The sequence below is a fragment of the Mesonia aquimarina genome, from assembly GCF_003667275.1.
Lineage (GTDB): Bacteria > Bacteroidota > Bacteroidia > Flavobacteriales > Flavobacteriaceae > Mesonia > Mesonia aquimarina.
In genome coordinates, this window is the sequence record NZ_RCNV01000006.1 from 177,240 (window position 1) to 197,230 (window position 19,991).

General features: G+C 37.2%; 12 protein-coding genes. 6 read left to right on the plus strand and 6 right to left on the minus strand.

Annotation, left to right across the window (positions count from 1 at the left end; genetic code table 11):
• Window positions 1-579: 579 nt before the first annotated feature.
• The 6 genes from D9R05_RS09700 to D9R05_RS09720 form a co-directional block, all read right to left on the minus strand.
• Window positions 580-1,281, minus strand: a complete 702-nt coding sequence (locus D9R05_RS09700; RefSeq protein ID WP_121667030.1) for a phenylalanine 4-monooxygenase — start codon at window positions 1,279-1,281, stop codon at window positions 580-582.
• Between the two features lie 217 nt (window positions 1,282-1,498).
• On the minus strand, window positions 1,499-2,263 hold the full coding sequence (locus tag D9R05_RS09705; RefSeq protein WP_121667031.1) for a sterol desaturase family protein: 765 nt from the start codon (window positions 2,261-2,263) through the stop codon (window positions 1,499-1,501).
• A gap of 604 nt (window positions 2,264-2,867) precedes the next feature.
• The gene (locus D9R05_RS09710) at window positions 2,868-3,122 is read right to left on the minus strand and encodes a PIN domain-containing protein (protein ID WP_121667032.1); all 255 of its coding nucleotides are present in this window, start codon (window positions 3,120-3,122) and stop codon (window positions 2,868-2,870) included.
• 66 nt (window positions 3,123-3,188) lie between these two features.
• Window positions 3,189-4,184 carry an IS30 family transposase gene (locus D9R05_RS09715; RefSeq protein ID WP_121667033.1) on the minus strand — a complete coding sequence of 332 codons (996 nt, stop codon included), beginning with the start codon at window positions 4,182-4,184 and terminating at the stop codon, window positions 3,189-3,191.
• A gap of 166 nt (window positions 4,185-4,350) precedes the next feature.
• The gene (locus D9R05_RS15510) at window positions 4,351-4,524 is read right to left on the minus strand and encodes a hypothetical protein (RefSeq protein ID WP_162984940.1); all 174 of its coding nucleotides are present in this window, start codon (window positions 4,522-4,524) and stop codon (window positions 4,351-4,353) included.
• 552 nt (window positions 4,525-5,076) lie between these two features.
• Window positions 5,077-5,661, minus strand: coding sequence for a Crp/Fnr family transcriptional regulator (locus D9R05_RS09720; protein ID WP_121667034.1), 585 nt, complete (start codon window positions 5,659-5,661; stop codon window positions 5,077-5,079).
• A gap of 406 nt (window positions 5,662-6,067) precedes the next feature.
• On the opposite strand from D9R05_RS09720, the gene D9R05_RS09725 reads away from it, so the two are divergent.
• From D9R05_RS09725 to D9R05_RS09750, 6 genes are all read left to right on the plus strand, one after another.
• Window positions 6,068-6,994: a T9SS type A sorting domain-containing protein gene (locus D9R05_RS09725; RefSeq protein WP_162984941.1), complete on the plus strand. Its 927-nt coding sequence runs from the start codon at window positions 6,068-6,070 to the stop codon at window positions 6,992-6,994.
• 451 nt (window positions 6,995-7,445) lie between these two features.
• Entirely contained in the window at window positions 7,446-9,542 is a 2,097-nt protein-coding gene (locus D9R05_RS09730) for a T9SS type B sorting domain-containing protein (protein WP_162984942.1), read from the plus strand.
• 431 nt (window positions 9,543-9,973) lie between these two features.
• Window positions 9,974-10,882, plus strand: coding sequence for a PorP/SprF family type IX secretion system membrane protein (locus D9R05_RS09735; RefSeq protein WP_121667037.1), 909 nt, complete (start codon window positions 9,974-9,976; stop codon window positions 10,880-10,882).
• A gap of 78 nt (window positions 10,883-10,960) precedes the next feature.
• Entirely contained in the window at window positions 10,961-12,958 is a 1,998-nt protein-coding gene (locus D9R05_RS09740; protein WP_240463017.1) for an OmpA family protein, read from the plus strand.
• Window positions 12,959-14,028: 1,070 nt separating this feature from the next.
• Window positions 14,029-14,310, plus strand: a complete 282-nt coding sequence (locus D9R05_RS09745) for a hypothetical protein (protein WP_121667038.1) — start codon at window positions 14,029-14,031, stop codon at window positions 14,308-14,310.
• 637 nt (window positions 14,311-14,947) lie between these two features.
• Window positions 14,948-19,991, plus strand: a 5,044-nt coding sequence (locus D9R05_RS09750; RefSeq protein WP_121667039.1) for a PKD domain-containing protein, incomplete at its 3' end; no start/stop codon positions are given.

The window sequence follows — 19,991 nt, forward strand, 5'->3', positions numbered from 1 at the left end:
TAAAGGCTTATATATGTTGAGGTCATCTTTTAATAAGTGTTGAAAGTTGAATGTTTAAAGTTTTAATGAATCACCAAATTCTTCCCTGCTGTTAGATTTAACGATTCAATAGATACTTTTTATATAGGAGATGCTGAATTACTTCAAGCTTGTTCTCATAAAGAAGTTTAGGAAATACATAGCTGTGTTATACAATTGTAGTCTGGGTTATCTGTTATTTATAATAATGGCTTTAGTTTACTATAGCTACTATTTCTGTGTGGGGTTGTCATTCCGACGCAGGAGGAATCTTTTGTTTAAAAAATAGAGATTCTTCTCTTCGCAAGCTCCGTTCTGAATGACGTCTCAAAAATAACACCAACGCTTCTATAAACCACAGCCATAATAATTTAATTGTGATTGATGTCATTCCTTGCTTGACATGGAATCTTATATCAGTACTAAAAATTAAAATTTAAAAGCGAAACCCTGTCGCGATAGCTGTCGAGGACAGGGTCAAGATGATAATACTCTTCTGTAATAGATTGCGGACAATCATTATAGTTTTTTAATAGTCAAAGAGATATAAAGCTCCATTCATTAATACTCAAATGCACTTAAAGAATTAAATAATTCTTTAAAAGAGGAGATCACAAAGTATTCTTCCTGAAGCCGGTCCGTATGGAAATCGGTGTTGATTATTTTTTGGACATTGAACGGATGAAAAACACCCTCTTGTCGATGGATTCTATTCGTTTCTTCAATAGAGGATAGTATTCCGGCACCATAAGGCTTAAGGATCTCGTTTTCTTGAATAACTCCAAATTCAATGGTAAACCAGTACAATCGTTGCAGTTGGATCAGCTTCTTTTTATGAGCTAGGTTTTTAACGCCAATTTTTCCAAATTTAGATAGGTATGCAGAAAACACGGGGTTTGCCAATAAGGGAATATGTCCAAAAATATCGTGGAACATATCGGGTTCTTCCAAATAATCTAATTGATTCGCATTTCTTAGCCATGTAGAGCTACAAAACTTTTTTTCGGCCAATAAACTAAAAAATTCCTCCGGAGGTATAAGTCCGGGCACTGTTTTTATAGACCAACCTGTATAATTTTTAAACCAGTGCGTTATTTTTTTAAATTCAGGTATTTCCTGACGATTGAGTACGGTTTTCATCTGTTGTAGACAGTTTAAGTAGGTTGTTGCTGCTTTATTAGGAATATTATTCATTTGTGTAGTTGCTAACAACTGCCATATTTTATGGTCGTCTTTCGTGTAGTCTTTCATCGTTTGTTTCATAGTAGCATAAATAAATAGTTTGCATAAAAAAACCCGGTTCTCAAAAAGAACCGGGTTTTAGTTTGTTATTATATGGCATTACAGCATATTACACATCAGTTCTTTTTTTGGTGAATGAAGAAATAGTAATAATATGATGTTGCAATAAAGTTCATGCGGTAGTCTGCTTGTAATTTAAAGTATTTCAGTTCACAAATATAGAATCTCTTTATAGAAATTAAAATCTTTTTTCTTGGATTTTATCATATTTTTTTACATAATGAGGTGATTCCGTTCCCATGATTTTATCCCAAAAACGAAAATACAAGCCATAGTTCACATTGCTGTGTCGGTGATGCATATTGTGGTGTACAGAACTATTAATATAATTAAATAAAAAAGATTTTCTAAACCATTTTGGTGCAATTTCGTAGCCTAAATGGCCATAAGCATTGATAGTAAAAGCACTCATACTGAAGAGTAGTAAGCTAATTTCATGCATGGGTAGTATAAAGGCCAAGATCGGAATTATCAAGCTTTCGGTAAAAGCTTCCCCTATATGGAATGAATAGGAGGCCCAAGGCGAGGGGTTGGAAGATCGATGATGAATTAAATGAAAACGAGAAAATAAAGAAGGCTGATGTAATAATCGATGCATCCAATAAAAATAGGTATCGTGAATAAAGAGGGCAATGATTACAGAAGGAAGTATCCATAACCCACTTAATAAAGTAATTTCATCATATAATAAAGTGTAATTTCTTAGTGGAGTAGCGACTACCATAACCCACATAAAACTTAACATCAAAATGGTGACTAAGGAATATTTGATTTCTCTTAAGAAATCATTCTTTTTCTGTTTTCGATTTTGAATTTTATTTCTTTTAAAGGTCTGTCGGAAACCGATATAGAAAATAACAAATAAAATTCCGGCAATAATAAGGTATTCTAAAAGGTGAAAAATAAGGGTGATATAGCTTTGATCAAATAGTTTTTGTAACATAAGTTATCGTTTTTTACAAAATTATAGGATCATTCGCTGGTCTAGATTAACAAAAGATAAGAATTGTATGAGGTAGTCGGCTATGGTGTTTAAAAAAACTCTTTGAATTGTTTTTATTTTAGTATTCGCTAGGATCAGCTTAGACTTAATGAATCGTTGAACAAGGTCTAAGCTAAAGCAAATGTATCTTTTATGAATAAACTATTAATAATTTCTGTCGTAGATAATAAGGAAGTGGGGTAGCGATAAGCTTAATAGAGCAGCAAAGGTTTCAAATCAGATTATATGATGATTTTGGTACCATATATGTTATTTTTATTGAAAATTAAATAATTATGAGAACCTGAATCAAGTTCAGGTTGACAAAAGTAGATTTTTTAGACAGTCTCATTTGTTTATCCCTTTCAATTCCATAAGGGGATTTTTAATTATAAAACGTCATGCTGAACTTGATTCAGCATCGCATTCAAAGGGGCATGAGTCCCTGAATCAAGTTTAGTGTGACGAACCTAAAAGAAATTCAGCTAAATATTATTCACTTATTATTTTGAAAAGTTTACGGCTAACTATCAAATATATTCAATACAGAGGAGTGAAAATTAGCTTAATCGTTTTCATAATGTATCAGTATAAGCTCATCAACTTTTTGAAATTCAATATCAGAAGTAATCAAGGGAAGGTCTAAATATAGTGCAGTTGCAATAATTATACTATCCGGTAGTTTTGTATTATAGGTTTTACGAACCCTTATTGTTTCCTGTTTTACAGCACTATTAATCGTTATGGTCTTGCACTGTTCAATAAACTGAATAATCACATTTTCTTCTTTTCTCGTAATTCCTTTATAAGCTAGGTGCATTCAAGGTTCTAACGCAACAAGCGTTGCTATTTTTGGTTTTGTACAATTTAGTATAATTTATAAAAATTAAGCAGCATTTAGTTTAAAAATTTCGTTTGGTGTTTTATAGTTGATAATTTTCCTAGGTCTGTTATTGAGTTTGTCCTGTATATACTTCATTTGTTTGGCTGTAACTTTATTAAAATCAGTTCCTTTAGGGAAGTATCTTCTGATAAGTCCGTTCGTGTTTTCATTGGTACCTCTTTGCCAAGAAGCGTATGGATCTGCAAAATAAACTTTGATGCCTGTTTGTTTGGTAAATTCTTTATGTTTAGCCATTTCCACGCCATTATCGTAGGTCATTGTTTTAATTAAATTTTGATTGAAGCCTTTTAATATTTTAGCGAACTGTTTGGTTACGGTTGCTGATTTTCTGTTTTTTAGCTTGATAATGCAGACGTATCTGGACTTTCTTTCAACGATAGTTCCTATTGCACTTTTTTGCCCTTTACCAATTACAAGGTCTCCTTCCCAGTAGCCTATTTCCTGCCTATTTTCAATGTGCTTGGGTCTTTCTTTGATATTAATGATATCTTTTATCTTAGTACCTCTTTTTGTTTTGACATTGGCCCTTCTACGCTGTGATTTTTGGTATGGTAGCAGTTTGATCAGTTTTTTGTTCAAACTAGCCTGTCTGTGCCTGTAAATATGCATATAGATAGCTTCGTAAGAGATAGACATTACCGGATCATTAGGATATTTATCTCTTAACCTTCCGGATATTTGATCTGGTGACCATCCTTTCAACAGACCTTTGTAAACAAAGAACTTGAGTCTTTTGTAGGTACTTATTTTATCAAGGTTTCTTTTATTGAGATAATCATCCTTAGCTAACCAATTGGCAAGGGTTGCATCATATTTATCATCAGGATCGACCACCCACTTATTGATCTCTCGGGTAATGGTAGATCTGGACCTTTTCAGTTTTTTAGCGATGAAAGCTTTGGATTTACTTTCATCGATTAAAGTTTGAATAATGACCCTTTCTTTGAAAGTTAATCGTTTGTATTTTTTAGTCTTCATTTGAACAAATCTAAGATTTTGATTTGTTACGTTGAGTTATTGAATCTAAGCTAATAATTCTAATTCAGTTATGACGGAAATATATAATTGTTTTCCGTTTAAAAATTCAGCCAAGGTTTCATCACCATTTAACAAATCAAGGATAATATTCGTATCTAAAAATAGCTTATTCCCATTCATTGCGGAGATCTCTTTGGATTTTCATAGCATCCTTTTTTAAATTTATTTTACCTACATATGCATAAACATCAACACCCTTGGACTTTAACTCTTTGGCTAAGACTTCTGATATTCTTTTGATATTTTTTTTAGTAGCGCCTTGTTTTAATGTTGCTATCATAAGAATTCTATTTTACTTTCTGTAAAAATACAATATTTGTTTCATAATCTTAAATAATTGAGAGGTGTCATTTTGAGTACTCAATAATACATTTGAAGGATTTTTTCCTTTTAATTAAGAATGTCATTGGTTAGACTGAAACACGACCTATGCTTTAGAATGTATTGATCTGAGTACTTTATGGTGTAGCACGTAGCCATAAGCTATAATCCAACATTCTTAATTTTAGGAATTCTTCCGCTATTCATCGAGTAAGCAGCTTAAAATTTAACTTAATCTTTTACTCTGTTTTTTGCCTTTTTTCTGCAATGGAAAAGGAGAAGGAATTATGTTGATCGTTTGAATAACAGCTAAATAGATTCTTCACTCCGCTTTACTACGTTCTGAATGACAAATCTCATAAAAGCAAATACCTAACTTGACTTATTAAAAAAACTAAAATCAGGGAAACAGCAGAACCTATGCAAACCTGTTTGAGCCTTATCAAAAGAAAGGTTGAGTTACTTTTATTCGTGAATCTCTAAATTACTCCCTGAGCTGACTGTGGAAAAACTACTTTTTAGTTAAACGTTTTTTTAACCGGCTTAACGAAACCGGCGTAATGCCTAGGTAAGTTGCAATATGTTTATCAGCTACTCGTTGCATAATTGAAGGTTGTTGTTGGAGTAGAGCTAAATAGCGTTCTTCTGCACTCATCAATAAAAAGGAATCGCGGTGCTTTACGACATCCCCTAAAATTTCAAAAATAAAATAATCTCTTGCTTGACTATATTGTGGTTTTTGATGCAAGGTATTCATGAATTTATCATAGTCTACTTCTAATAGCAGACTATCTTCCATCGCTACATAGGTAAAACGGGAAGTTTGGTTAAATAAAATAGGATCATAAGCGGTTAAAAACTGATCTTCCCAACGCAACCAGACGCTTACTTCCTCGCCATTTTCTTTTATGCCATAAGCTCTAATCAGTCCTTTTTGAATATAGGCCAATTTTCGCGTGTTAGAGCCGACTTCAATATAGGTTTCTCCGGCTTTTAATTTTTTTATGCTAGCCATATCAATCAATAAGAGGATGTCTTTTAGATTTAAATCCTTAAATTTTTTGACATAGTCGCGTATTTTTTTTTCTGTTAACATAAGGCATATTTTTATGATCTATTATATTATTTTTTCAATAAGTATTTGTTTAGGCTACTTTTTAAATTTCAAAGTGTTGATTAAGTTCCCTATCCCAATAATAGAGTACTTTTTATTTTTTTGTGCTTAGTCTGATGATAAAATATGCTTATATGGATTAATATTATCATTCTTTTAAAAGAAATAATACAATCCTTAAGTGTTAAAATAAGGTCTTTTTCCTTTAAAAATGAAGGTGTCACGTTTTTTCTTAGCAGTTGTCACGCTTATTCCAGCCTATAATTCGTTGCAAACAAAGATATTAATCATATTTGTTGTGAAATCATTAATAAATCAACACATAAATTAATGAAGTGTTATGTTTTTGATTCAATTAATTCAAATAATGATAAATTTAAGAAAGCTTATGAAAAAAACTACCTTAATTTTTACCGCTATTATTTTTTGGAGTATATTATCCCTTCAAGCGCAGAATACTTTATCTTTTGAATCCTCTGAAGGCTACAATTTGGGTGAAGTCCATGGCCAGCAAGGCTGGGAAGCAGAAAATGCCTTTACTTCACTGTTTGTAATTAGTGATGAGCGTTCCAGTGATGGAGTCTATGCTCTAAGAGGACAAGTAGATGCAGCGGTTAGCGTGGGAGGAAATGAGCTTCCCGGTATTATAAATAATACTTTAGCTATAGGATCGGGAAACCTAAGCATTAGTCTGGATCTTTATTTGGAAACTCCCAATCAAACCGGGGCTATGGATTTGTTTGCCAGCGCGATTGATGATAGTTCGGCCTCCCCTCGTTTAGCTTTTGTAAATGGTTTTATCGTTGTGATCGATATCGACCCGCAAAACCCAACTGACTATGACTTTGATCAAGTGGGGTTATTTCAATACAATACCTGGTTAAGCTATCGAGCGGAATATGATTTTACAGCAGGGCAAGTTGCTTACTACGTAAATGATGAATTATTGTATACCGGAGCAATTAACAATCTTTCTCAATTTAATAAATTGTGTTTCTTTTTTCTAAACCAAGGCGATTTTTATGTAGATAATGTAAGTTTAGAAAAAAGTAGCCTTTCCATAGAAAATATTAATACGCAAGACTTCACGTATCATTTGTCCAATAGTAATGCTGTGTTAACCCTATCGTCCAATAATAGACAGATTACCAGTGTGGAGATTTTTAATATCCTAGGGCAAGAAGTTAAACATAGCCGTGGAAACAATTCAAAACAAGTATTAGTAGATATGGCTTCTTATAAAGAAGGCGTATATATTGTTAGAACAAGCTTTGCTTCAGGCGAACAAAGCAGTTTTAAAATACTAAAAGATTAGATAGAAAAAATTATTAACCTAAAAACCTATATTTATGAAAAATAAACTACTTGATACACCTTGGCTGTTGTGTATGCTATTGATAATGTGTGTCCAGATGAGTTATGCCCAATGGCAAAACGGCTTATGGACGGAAAAACAGGCCTATAACTGGTATTTTTATGATGAAGCAGGACTAAACTTTGAAACATCGCCTCCTACTGCTTTAACTGATGGAGTGACTGAACTTATATTCGAGTCTGAGGCTGTTGGAACTATTTCAGACTCGGAAGGAAATCTGTTGTTTTATACAAATAATGAAACTATATGGAATAAAGACCATGAAATAATGACAAATGGGACAGGCTTAGTTGGTGATCCTAATAGTACCCAAGGGGGTCTTATAATCCCTGCTCCCGGCAATTCCGATTTATATTACGTCTTTACTGTTGCAGGCCAAAATAATTCCCAAATGACATATTCAGAAGTCGATATGACTTTAGATAATGGACTCGGCGCTGTTACAGCAAATAAAAATATTCAGCTAGCTACAGCAATAGGAGAAAAAATAACAGCTACTTATCATTCTGACAATGAAAGTATATGGGTTATAGCTCACGAAGGAGGTTTTGGTGCGAGCTCAAATAGTTACTTAGCTTTTTTGATTACAGCTGATGGGATAGAAACAACTCCTATTGTTAGTTCAATAGGATCAAATATAGACTGGAGTTATGGGCAAATGAAAGTCTCTCCAAATGGTAATAAAATAGCTTTAATTAATGGTATTTTTGGAATGTTTCGCAAGTTAGAAATTTGTGATTTTGATAAATCTACTGGTCAAATCTCAAACCCTATTGATTTAAGTTCTATAATTAACTTTCTTGGTTATGGTCTAGAGTTTTCTCCAAATAGTAAAATACTCTATGTCACTCAACCGGGTACTGATGGGCTAGATTTTGCAAAATTACATCAATTTAACCTTGAAGCAGGAGATGAGTCAGATATATTAAATTCAGAGATATTATTAGAGGAATCTACCGATATAGAGTTTTTTTCGCTACAACTAGGACCTGATGGAAAGATATATATGGCGAATCGCGGATCAAATGAACTAAGCGTAATAAACTATCCTAATAATATAACATCTGTTGGGGTGGAAATGGAGGCTATTAATCTTGATGATAAAGAATGCGGTGCAGGCTTGCCGGGCTTTATCCAAAGCTACTTCAAATCGGGTATACTCCATGAAGGCGAATGTCCCGGGGAAGAAATAGCCTTTAGTACGATCCGTATTCCGGGGATTGATGCAATAACTTGGGATTATGGCGACGGCGACACCGGCACCGGCATTACCCCGACCCATACTTACGCACAAGCGGGCACCTATACGGTAACGGCCACGATCACCAGTAATGGTGCCCAGCAGACGGCTGAGACGGAGGTCACGATTTTAGAAGGCGCCGAGGCTAGAACGCCCGATGATCCTTTATTGGCTTGCGGGGGAACGAACAACAATGGAGAATTTGATTTAACCAGCCTTAACGATACCATTTTGGACGGTCAAAATAGCAATACTTATACGGTAAGCTACCACGAAGATGAAAACGGTGCTGAGAATGATGTGTCGGTGATTAGCCCTGCCGATAGCTATGAATCTGCTACCGGGACGGTCTATGCCCGCGTTACCAATACCGATACAGGCTGTTATGCGGTCACGCCTGTTGCTTTGGAGACCACCCCGCAACCTACAGCTCCGAGTGTTGCTCCGATTACCGCCTGTGATACGGAAGCTTTGGATGGGATTACAACAATCGATTTAAGTCAACGCGCAGCGGACTTTCAAGAAAACCAACCCGATACGGATTTAGCTTATTTTGAAAGCCAAGCCGATGCAGATAATAACACCAACGCAATCACCGACCCTACAGCATATACCAATACCAGTAATCCGCAAGTTATCTATGTACGCATTAGTCGAATCAACCTACCGGATTGCTATGCAGTAGCTTTATTGGATATCGAGGTAGAAGCTGCAAATCTTACTGGAGCTAGTTTAGAGCTGATGGGCTGTTCACCCTTTGATTTAACAGACATCGCAGTGGATGTGGACAGTGATTTAAGTTTGGAGTATTATGCCAGTGAAGCTGACGCGGAGGCTGATACCAATACGATAGAAGATCCAACTGCTTATGTTACCACTAGCCAAGAAGAACAGGTGTATGTACGCCTTACCGATAGCAATGGCTGTGCGGGCGTAGCCGAGCTTAGCCTAGTAACCGGAGATTGTAAGATTCCAGAAGGGATCTCTCCCAATGGAGATGGAGCGAATGATAGCTTTGATTTAAGCTTTTTAACAGCGACCTATGGCGGAAAACATATTTCGATTTTCAATAGAAACGGCCGTGTGGTTTATGAGACAAATAATTATAGTGACCAATGGTTTGGTCAGGATAACAACGGAAATAATTTACCGACGGGCACCTATTATTATGTACTGGAATTAGCCGAACCCCACCCGGAATATGGCGGAGCCATCAAGAAATGGGTGTATGTACAGCGGGAGCTTTAAATAAAAAATACCTGTTCTCGGATAAAAAGGCGATTGGCCGTCATCTTGTTTTTTAGTTAAACAAAAGTACTTTTTCTTCATATGGTTTAAAAAAGAAGTACTCACAAGATGTTCCGAGACAGGTATTCTATAAAAAAGGACCCTAGTTAACCTGTTCCCGGAACAAATGAAAGATAATTGTAATGATTTTCATAAGGTTTTTATAGTTAAGCTGATAACGTGCTTTTACCAATTAGGGGTAAGCGGTAGAAGTGTAACTGTTCCGGGGCAGGTAAAATTAACAAAGGCCTGTCTGTACGAACACCCTGTACTAGTTTCAATAATGTTTCATATAGGCAATTAAAAACACCCTACTAGTAGTAAGACGTACAGACAGCCTTTAGATTACAATAAAATATAAAACGATGAAAAAATCATATAAAAAACACAGGATGAAGAACCTATACCTATTCATATTCGCGCTATTTCTATTGGGCAGTAGTTATCAAGTTTGGGCACAACAAGATCCACAATACACACAGTATATGTATAATATGAGCGTAGTTAATCCGGCTTATGCAGGCTCTAAGGAGAGTTTGTCTATCGGTTTGCTTTATCGTGATCAATGGTCAGGATTTGAAGGCGCTCCTCGGACCTATACATTTTTTGCTCATTCTTCTGTAGGAGAGAAGACTGGTTTAGGTCTTTCGGCTATATCTGATGAGAATGGTCCTGTAAAAGAGACCAATGTGTATGGTGATTTTTCTTATACTTTGTCTTTAGGAGGGGATCATAAATTAGCCTTTGGAGTAAAAGCCGGAGCAACCTTTCACGATGTAGGTTTAATACCTTTAAGTCTTCAGAATGAGTTTGATGTAGCTTTTAGCGAGAATATTAATGAAACCTATTTAAATTTTGGTGCCGGTTTTTTGTATTATACGGATAACTATTACATCGGCGTATCGGTTCCTAACTTTTTAAATTCTAAACATTTAGATGTAGATGGGAGAGAATTTGGAACAGAAGAGCAACACTACTTTGCTACTGCAGGATATGTGTTTGAATTGAGTGAGAATTTAAAATTTAAGCCTTCGACTTTGGTAAAGGCATCTTTTGAGTCCCCTATGTCTTTTGATGTAAATGCTAACTTTTTGTTTTACGAGCGATTTGAGATCGGAGCATCTTATCGTTTAGATGATGCGGTAAGTGGACTGGTGAGTGTTCGAGCGACGGACTGGTTGCAGTTAGGTTTTGCATATGATTACACGATATCAGATATAGAGGAGCCTTCTTATGAAGCTTTTGTATTGTTTGATGTGCTGTTTAGTAAAAAGTCTTATCGTTCACCAAGATATTTCTAAGACCATCCCCCCTCGGTCCCCCCGAAGGGGGGATGTGGGAATGTTCATATATAGTTGATCAATTAACAATCAATACAAATGAAAAAAAGAACTTATTTTAATCAACAACCATCTATGCTAACTCCTTCCCCTTCGGGGAAGGCCGGGATGGGGAAAAAACAGACTATGAAAAAAATATACTATATAGCAAGTCTACTGTTGCTCTTTATGAGCGGAAACAGCTTTGCCCAAAGCAATGCTACGAAGAAAGCCGATAAATACTTCGATCGTATGGAGTATGTAAAATCGGCAGAAGAATATAAAGAAATTGTAGAAGATGGTGATGCGACTCCTTATGTTTATCATCGCTTGGCAGATTCTTATTACAATTTGTATAACAGCAAAGAGGCAGCACGTTATTATTCGATGTATATAGATGGAGCTTCAGATGCTTCCGGAGAGGCTTATTATCGTTATGCTCAGATGTTGAAAGCTAATGCAAATTATGAAGAAGCAAACCGGGCGATGCAAGCGTTTGCTTCTCGTTCACCACAGGATCAGCGAGCCAAAGCCTTTACATCTAATCAAAATTACTTATCAGATATATTAGATAAGGAAGCAAAATTTAGTGTAGAAAGCTTGTCTTTAAATACCGCTATGATTGATTTTGGAGGGTATGAAAAGGATGGTAAGCTTTATTTTGTATCCGCTCGAAACAAATCAAGAAGGAATTATGGATGGAATGATCAACCCACTTTAGATGTTTATGTATCAACTAGAGAGGGAGAAGAGTTTACCTCACCGGAGCTTTTAGAAGGAGAGGTAAATACAAAGTTTAATGAAGGAACGGTAGCGATCACCCCTGATGGAAATACGATGTATTTTACGCGTAATGATTACTTAGATGGAGATTATGAAGAAGATGAGCAAGGAGTGGGGCAGTTAAAATTATTCCGAGCAACATTAGTTAATGGAGCGTGGGATGATATTCAATCGGTGCCGTTTAACAGTTCCGCATATTCTACTGGTCACCCGGCCTTAAGTGCTGATGGAAAAACACTTTATTTTGCCAGTGATATGCCAGGCGGGATGGGACAGTCAGACCTTTATAAGGTTTCTATAAACAATGACGGTTCTTTAGGAGAGCCTCAAAATCTTGGAGTAGGAATAAACACGGAAGGAAGAGAGAATTTTCCTTATATAGATGAAGAAGGAACACTTTACTTTTCTAGTGATGGCCAATTAGGAATAGGCGGTTTAGATGTATTTTATGCTAAGGCGAACGGGAGTAGCTTTGGAGAGGTTAACAATATAGGACAACCTATTAATAGTAATGGAGATGATTTTGCTTTTAGCTTTAGTACATCAGCAAAGAAAGGATATGTAAGTTCCAATCGAGGTGGTTTAGCAGAAGATGCACTAACGGCCAATGACAATATTTACCGTGTAGTTCAATTAGAACCTATCGAGGAGCTAGATATTTTAGTGAAGGTGATCGATGCAGAGACCGGAGCTCCAATCACACAGGCAGAAGTGTTGAATTATAATGAAGCTAAAACCCAAGTAGGGAGGGAACAAACCGATGCGTCAGGACAAGTTGCGTTTCAAGGATTAAGAGTAGATAAGGCTTATAGTTTACAAGCCAATGCTACAGGATATAAAAGTGGTTTAGCCCAAGTAAGTCCGGAAGAACGCGGAGAAGTAGGCGTGACCATAGAATTAAGCCCCATAAAGCCCATCATCAAAAAAGAAGAGATTGTGTTAAACCCAATTCTGTTTGATTATGATAAAGCTACGATTCGTTCACAAGCAGCTTTAGAATTAGATAAGCTTGTAGGAGTGATGAAGAAACACCCGGAGATGGAAATTAAAGTAGAAGCCCATACCGATAAGCGCGGATCAGCAGCTTATAATCAACAGCTATCAGAGCGAAGAGCAAAGAGTACAGTTGATTATGTAGTTTCTCAGGGAATAGATAAAGACCGTATTGACTGGGAGGCATTTGGAGAATCCAAGCCAAAAGTAGAATGTGATAACTGCAGTGAAGAGCAATATCAAGAGAATAGACGTTCGGTGTTTAAGATAATTAGTGATTAGTAATTAGTAGTGAGTAATTAGTAAAATGTCAGTTCGAGCGGAGTCGAGAACTAGTTATTAGTTACTGAGTTTTTAGAGGTGAGTAAACAAGTTTAGAGTTATGAGTTCAGAATGCAGAATTATAAATATTAAATTAAATTAAATGCCAAGAGCTAACGGCTAATAGCTAAAAAAAGGATCTGTCACTTCGAGTGTTTTTTAAATGAAATGCAATGGAATTAAAAAATGTATCGAGAAGAGATTATGAAGTTTAGAGTTATGAGTTCAGAATTATTAAGCTACACGCCAAAAGCTAAAGGCTAACAGCTAAAGGCTAAGAGCTAAAAAAGAACAATTGTATCGAGAAGAAGTTTATAATTAGTAATTAGTAAAATGTCAGTTCGAGCGGAGTCGAGAACTAGTTATTAGTTACTGAGTTTTTAGAGATGAGTAAACAAGTTTAGAGTTATGAGTTCAGAATGCAGAATTATAAATATTAAATTAAGCTAAATGCCAAGAGCTAACGGCTAATAGCTAAAAAAGAGCAATTGTATCGAGAAGAGTTTATAAAGGTTTAAAGTTTAGTGAATAATGAAGAATGTTCAATTATGAAATAAGTTAAAGCATACATAGAAAGCCAGTTGGCCTATCGAAAAAATAATTAAAAATCAAGGAAGCAGGTATGGCTGGATGATAAAAATCTGTTTGAGACCGACCGATAGGAAGGTTGAGTTATTTTTATCAGTGGCTGTGGGTTCTGTAGTATTTTTTATGATTTTTTCGTAAGCCTAGACCTTTTTCTTTCTCCCGATATATATCGGGATTATGGCAATGATAAAAAGAAAAAGATCTTTTAAATATTAAATTAAGCTAACCGCCAAGAGCTAACGGTTAACAGCTCAAAAAATGATCTGTCACTTCGAGTGATTGCGACTGAAAAGAGCAATTGTATCGAGAAGAGATTATGAAGTTTAGAGCTATGAGTTCAGAATGCAGAATTATAAATGTTGAATTAAGCTAAATGTAAATGCCAAAAGCTAATAAAGACTAACAGCCAAGCGCTAAAAGCTGAAGAATAAAAAATAACCGCTATGAAAGAGAAAAAATCCAGGGTGTTTCACCCGATGTCAAAAATTCCTGAACGGGATACAGATGACCACAGTTTTAGCAAGACGGTCTTGGTGTATAGTGAAGACTTAAGTTTTATTGAATTGGGCTATTTTGATTTTGAAGATGAACGTTGGTATCATTTTGGTTCTGATTCTTTTTTACTGAAGTGTTGGTGCTATATCTCCAACCCGATGGAATGCTTAGAGGAACATCAAGAATGGCCCTTAGCCAAGCATAAAGGTTATCAGGAACCCTTGTTTTGATTATGAATTTGCAGAACGTTGAGTGAATTAATAGGGGTATGGAGTGATGGAGTTATTAAGTGATGAATCAAGAATTAGTAATGAGTAAATGAGTTCAGAATGCAGAATTAAGAATTATAAATGTTGAATTATGCTAATCGCTAAGAGCTAAAGGCTAATAGCTAAAAGAAAACGACCTGTCACTTCGAGTGATTGCGATTGGAAAGAGTAATTGTATCGAGAAGAAGTTATGAATGAAGAATTATTAATTATAAATTTTTAATTAATAATGTTGAATTATGAAAATAGTTAAGTACAAATAGAAAGCCAGTTGGCCTATCGAAAAAATAATTAAAAATCAAGGAAGCAGGTATGGCCGGATGATAAAAATCTGTTTGAAACCGACCGACAGGAAGGTTGAGTTATTTTTATCAGTGGCTGTGGATTCCGTAGTATTTTTATGATTTTTTCGTAAGCCTAGACCTTTTTCTTTCTTTTTATGGCAATGATAAAAAGAAAAAGATCTTTTAAATATTAAATTAAGCTAAACGCCAATAGCCAAAGGCTAAAAGCTATAAAATAGAATTAAAAACTAAAAACAACAGCTGCACATGCTTTTAATCCCCAAATAATAAAAGCCGATAAAAAAGCTGATGATATGAGAACCTTAAAAAATTTGATAAAAAAAATAAAAGAATATAATAAAACCCCTTTTAAAAAGATGATCGCTTTTCTCAATGGCATCCAATTACCTGCTTTCTATACATTCTTTCTACAAAAGGAAAGACAAAAAGGAAGAAAAAGCTCTCCTTCCCCTTGGGGGAAGGTCGGGATGGGGATTTTACTATTCCTTTTTTCCCTAAACACCTACGCCCAGTTGGAAGCCGCTAACTGGTATTTTGGGGATCAGGCGGGACTGGATTTTAATTCGGGAACCCCGGTAGCCCTGACTGATGGCCAATTGGTACAACAAGAAGGTTGTGCCACGATCTCCGATGAGAATGGAAATTTATTATTTTATACCAACGGGATTGATATTTATAATGCCAATCATAATATAATGTTGAATGGTACAGGTTTATTAGGGGATGATAGTAGTACTCAGTCAGCGATTATTGTTCCTGATCCGGGTGATGATGATCAGTATTATGTCTTTGCGGTGGATTATCAAGGAGGATCAGATGGGTTGACCTATTCCGTGGTAGATATGACTCTGGATGGAGGATTAGGGGCTGTTATATCTACAGAAAAGAATATCCAATTAGAAACCCCTGTGGCTGAAAAACTGACTGCGGTGTACCACGATAATGGTACTGATATTTGGGTGATTGCTCATCGAATGGATTCCAATGACTTTGTGAGTTATTTGGTAACGAATAACGGGGTAAATAATACCCCTATTATAAGTAATAGTGGATTAGTATATATATCAGCTGGCATTGGTTCAGGAGCCATAGGCTATTTAAAGGCTTCTCCGGACGGAACCAAACTTGCAAGTGCTACACCTTTCTTTAATACGGGTTTGGAACTGTTTGATTTTGATAATAGTAGTGGGCTCGTTTCAAATGCTCAATTGCTCAATACTAATGCTAATTATGGCGTAGAGTTTTCCCCTAATAGTAAAGTTTTATATTGTACGCTTAGTAGCGCGGGAACAGGTCCACTTATTCAATATGATATCACGCAACCTACTTTAGCGGATATTCAAGCTTCAGAGACAGTTATTGCTACTGCTTCTGAATACTCAGCGATACAATTAGCAATTGATGGTAAACTCTATACCACGAACCATCTAAACCCTTATTTAAGTGTGATCAATAACCCCAACGAGCTTGGCACCGCCTGTAATTTTGTAGATGATGCGGTAGATTTAGCCGGTAATAATTCCCGTTTAGGCCTCCCCCCATTTATCACGAGTTATTTTCAGTTTGAGATCGCCTATGAAGATTTGTGTTCAGGTAGTCCGACGCAGTTTGAAGTAGAGACGCGCTCCGATTTAGCCGTTACGGATTGGAACTTTGGCGATCCCGATAGCGGCAGTGCCAACACTTCAGCAGAGGAGATGCCGAGTCACACCTATGAATCCCCCGGCACCTATACGGTCACGGTTGATTTAGAGACCAGTATCGGTTATGAGATCACCTTGACCGAAGAGATTACGATTTTAGCCAGTCCTGAAGCAAACCCGGTGGAGGATTTGGAGCTTTGTGATGAACTTCCCAACGAAGGACAAGCCGTTTTTGACTTGAGCCAACAGAGCCCGGAGATTTTAGGGGATCAAGAAAGCGGCACCCATTCGGTGAGTTATTACACCGCTATGGAAGAAGCTGAAGAGGGTTTAAACCCTATAGGAAACCCTGCAGCCTATTCCAATACGGAAAACCCGCAAACGATCTATGCCCGGGTAGACCATGCGGAGAATGAGTGCTATGTGATCACCAGTTTTGATTTAAGGGTTTATGCCAGTCCTTTTTTAGAAGCACTCGATTTGGAACCCGAGTGTACGAACACCCCTGTAGAAAGCATTGATCTGACAAGTTATCAAGACGCCTTAATAAACGGACAACACTTAAACACCTTTAGCTTGACTTACCATAGCAGTCAAAGCGATGCGGATGAAGGTGAAGACGCCTTAAGTAACCTTAGTGCTTACCCAATTGAAAATAACAGTTGTACGAGCTTTTATGTTCGTTTAGAAAACACGGAGTATCCGGATTGTTATGTGACCAGTAGCTTTGACTATTGCAGTTACGCTACTGCAATTGCAGCCACGCAAGATTTAGAAGAGTGTGATTCGGACAGTAATGGGAGTGCTATTTTCGATTTAACGGTAAACGATACAGGAGTTTTAGGCGCAGACCAACCAGCCTCCGATTATAGTGTAAGTTATTATGAGGATGAAGCCTCAGCTGAGGCGGGCACCCCTTCTATAGGCACCCCTTCTTCGTATGAGAATACCAGTAGTCCTCAGACGATTTGGGTACGCGTAGAGAGTAATACGTTAACGAGCTGTTATGCCGTAGATAGTTTTACGATTACCAGTTATGAAAGTGGAATCGCAAATCCGGTTCCGGATTTAAGCTATTGTGATACCGATACCAATGGTGATGCAGTATATGATTTAACACAAAATACGCCTATTTTATTAGGCGCACAAGATGCGAATGATTTTACGGTAAGTTATTATGAGACCATAGCGGAAGCTAATGTACCGACCAATGCGATAGCAGACCCTGCTAACTATACAGCCGGTAGCAATAGCCAGACCATTTATGTACGTATAGAAAACACGATCAATGGGGACTGTTATAATTTAACCGACTTTACTTTAGAGACGACTCCGGTTACAGTAGGAGTGGTTAGTGATAAATATGCGTGTGATGGCGGGACTACCGGGACAGCAAGCTTTGATTTAACCGATAGCGATAATGAAGCTTTATCGGGACAAAGCCCTCAAGATTATACGCTAAGTTATTATGCTAGTCAAACAGACTTAGATAATGACAATGCCATAGCTACGCCAACAGCTTATGAGAATACGAGCAATCCTCAAGAGATTTTTGTACGAGTAAGTGCGGATGCTATTGCCGATTGCACGGCATCGACGAGCTTTATGATCGAAACGGTTCCCTCCGCTCCGATCGGATCTCCGACTCCTTTAGTCGCTTGTGATACGGATAATGACGGGATTTATACGGAATTTAATTTGGAAAGCAAGGTAGATGAAATCAGTTTGGGGAATCCTGATTTGGAGATCAGTTTTCACTTGACCGCCTCCGATGCTTTATCGGGAGCCTCCCCACAGAGTTCACCTTTTACCAATACCAGTTTTTATCAAGATGTAGTCTATGTTCGAGCAGAAGACCAGGTTAGTGGTTGTGTGATTACCACAGAACTTGTGCTAGAGGTTTATGATCGTCCAGTGATATCGACTCCGGCGGGATTATCGCAATGTGATGATGATGCAGATGGCTTTGCCATTTTTGATTTAACGCAAGTAGAACCAGAAGTTTTAGACGGTCAAGACCCGGCTCCATTTTCGATTACCTATCACCAAGAAGAGCAAGAAGCCGAAGACGGAGTCAATGCAATCACCAATCCAGGCGGTTATGAAAATGAAACTAATCCGGAAAGCATTTGGATTCGAGTAACCGATACCACGACCCCTACAGGCTGTTACCGTGTAGTTGAGCTAATCTTAGCGGTGAATCCATTACCGGTTATCAACCAGCCTGAACCTTTAGCGGTTTGTGATGATCTAGCCAGTGGCAGTGATACCGATGAGTTGAGTGTATTTGATTTAACAAGTAAAGAAGAAGAAATTACGGGAGGAGAGAGTAGTTATAGCGTTAAGTGGTATGCCACTGATAGTTTTGGAGAAGTAGGACCGGCTACTTTAATTATGAGCCCGGGAAGTTATGCAAACGCAGGCAATGAAGAAAATGTGATTGCAGAAGTAATCAATCAATACGATTGTAGCCGTCTTATTACCTTAACCTTGGTGGTGAATCCGCTTCCTTCTCCGACTCCTACTTCGGAGCTCGATCCTTATATTGTGTGCGATGATGATAATGATGGTTTTTCTGAATTTGATTTAAGTACCCAAGATGATTTAATCGCTAATGGCGAGGCGAATGTAACGATCACTTACTATGCTACTGCAGACGATGCTGCCGAAGGGTTTTCTCAAGATGAGTTACCGAATTTATATGGAAATACTCAAGGATTTACCCAAACGATTTTTGCTCGTTCTACGAATATAAATACGGGCTGTTACCGTGTAGTGGAACTCACCTTAGAGGTTAGAAGCCTACCTGATTTTGCAGCGGAGTTAGAAGATCTATTCTCCTGTGATGGCGATGATGGGGATAGTACTGCAATTTTTGATCTTACCGAGAATGAATCAACTATTTATGGAGATGTAGATCCATCGCTTTACACACTATCTTATTACACCAGTGAAGCCGATGCTCTTACATCGACAGATCCAATAGGAGTACCCACCGCGTATTCTAACCAAGGGGTAAGTCCTTTAACGGTTTGGGTACGTTATGCAAATGTGGATAGTGGTTGTGTGCGCATAGGAAGCTTTGAATTGCGTGTAGGCGAATCTCCGGCGATTACCAACCCAAGTCCATTGAGCGCTTGTGATGATAGTGCAGGAGCAATAGATGATGAAGTAGGTTTATTTGATTTAACCAGTAAGACTCCTGAGATTACCGGAGGCGATAACAGTTTATCAGTAAGTTATTATGAGAGTCAAGCAGACTTAGATAATGATCAAGCGATAGCTTCAGCCGATGCTTATGAGAATATATCCAATGAACAAACGGTACAAGTTAAAGTAAGCAATGCTTCGGGCTGTGAATCCTTTACTAGTTTAACCCTGGTTGTAACTCCTAACCCAAGTATAGCAGAAGAATTAGCAGCTTTAGAGGTGTGTGATATAGACAATGATGGCTTTGAGGAGTTTGATTTGGAATCTTACAAATCCGTTATTTTAGACGGAGAGCCCAATGTGAGTGTGAGTTACCACTTAACCGAAGACGCAGCCGATTTAGGAGTAAACCCAATTGATACTAGTGCTCCTTATGGCACGAGTAATTTAGCTCAAACGATTTGGGTTAGAGTAACCAATACAGGACCTAACGGAGACGATGGTACTGGATGTTATGTGGTTCGTAGTTTAGAACTCATTGTAG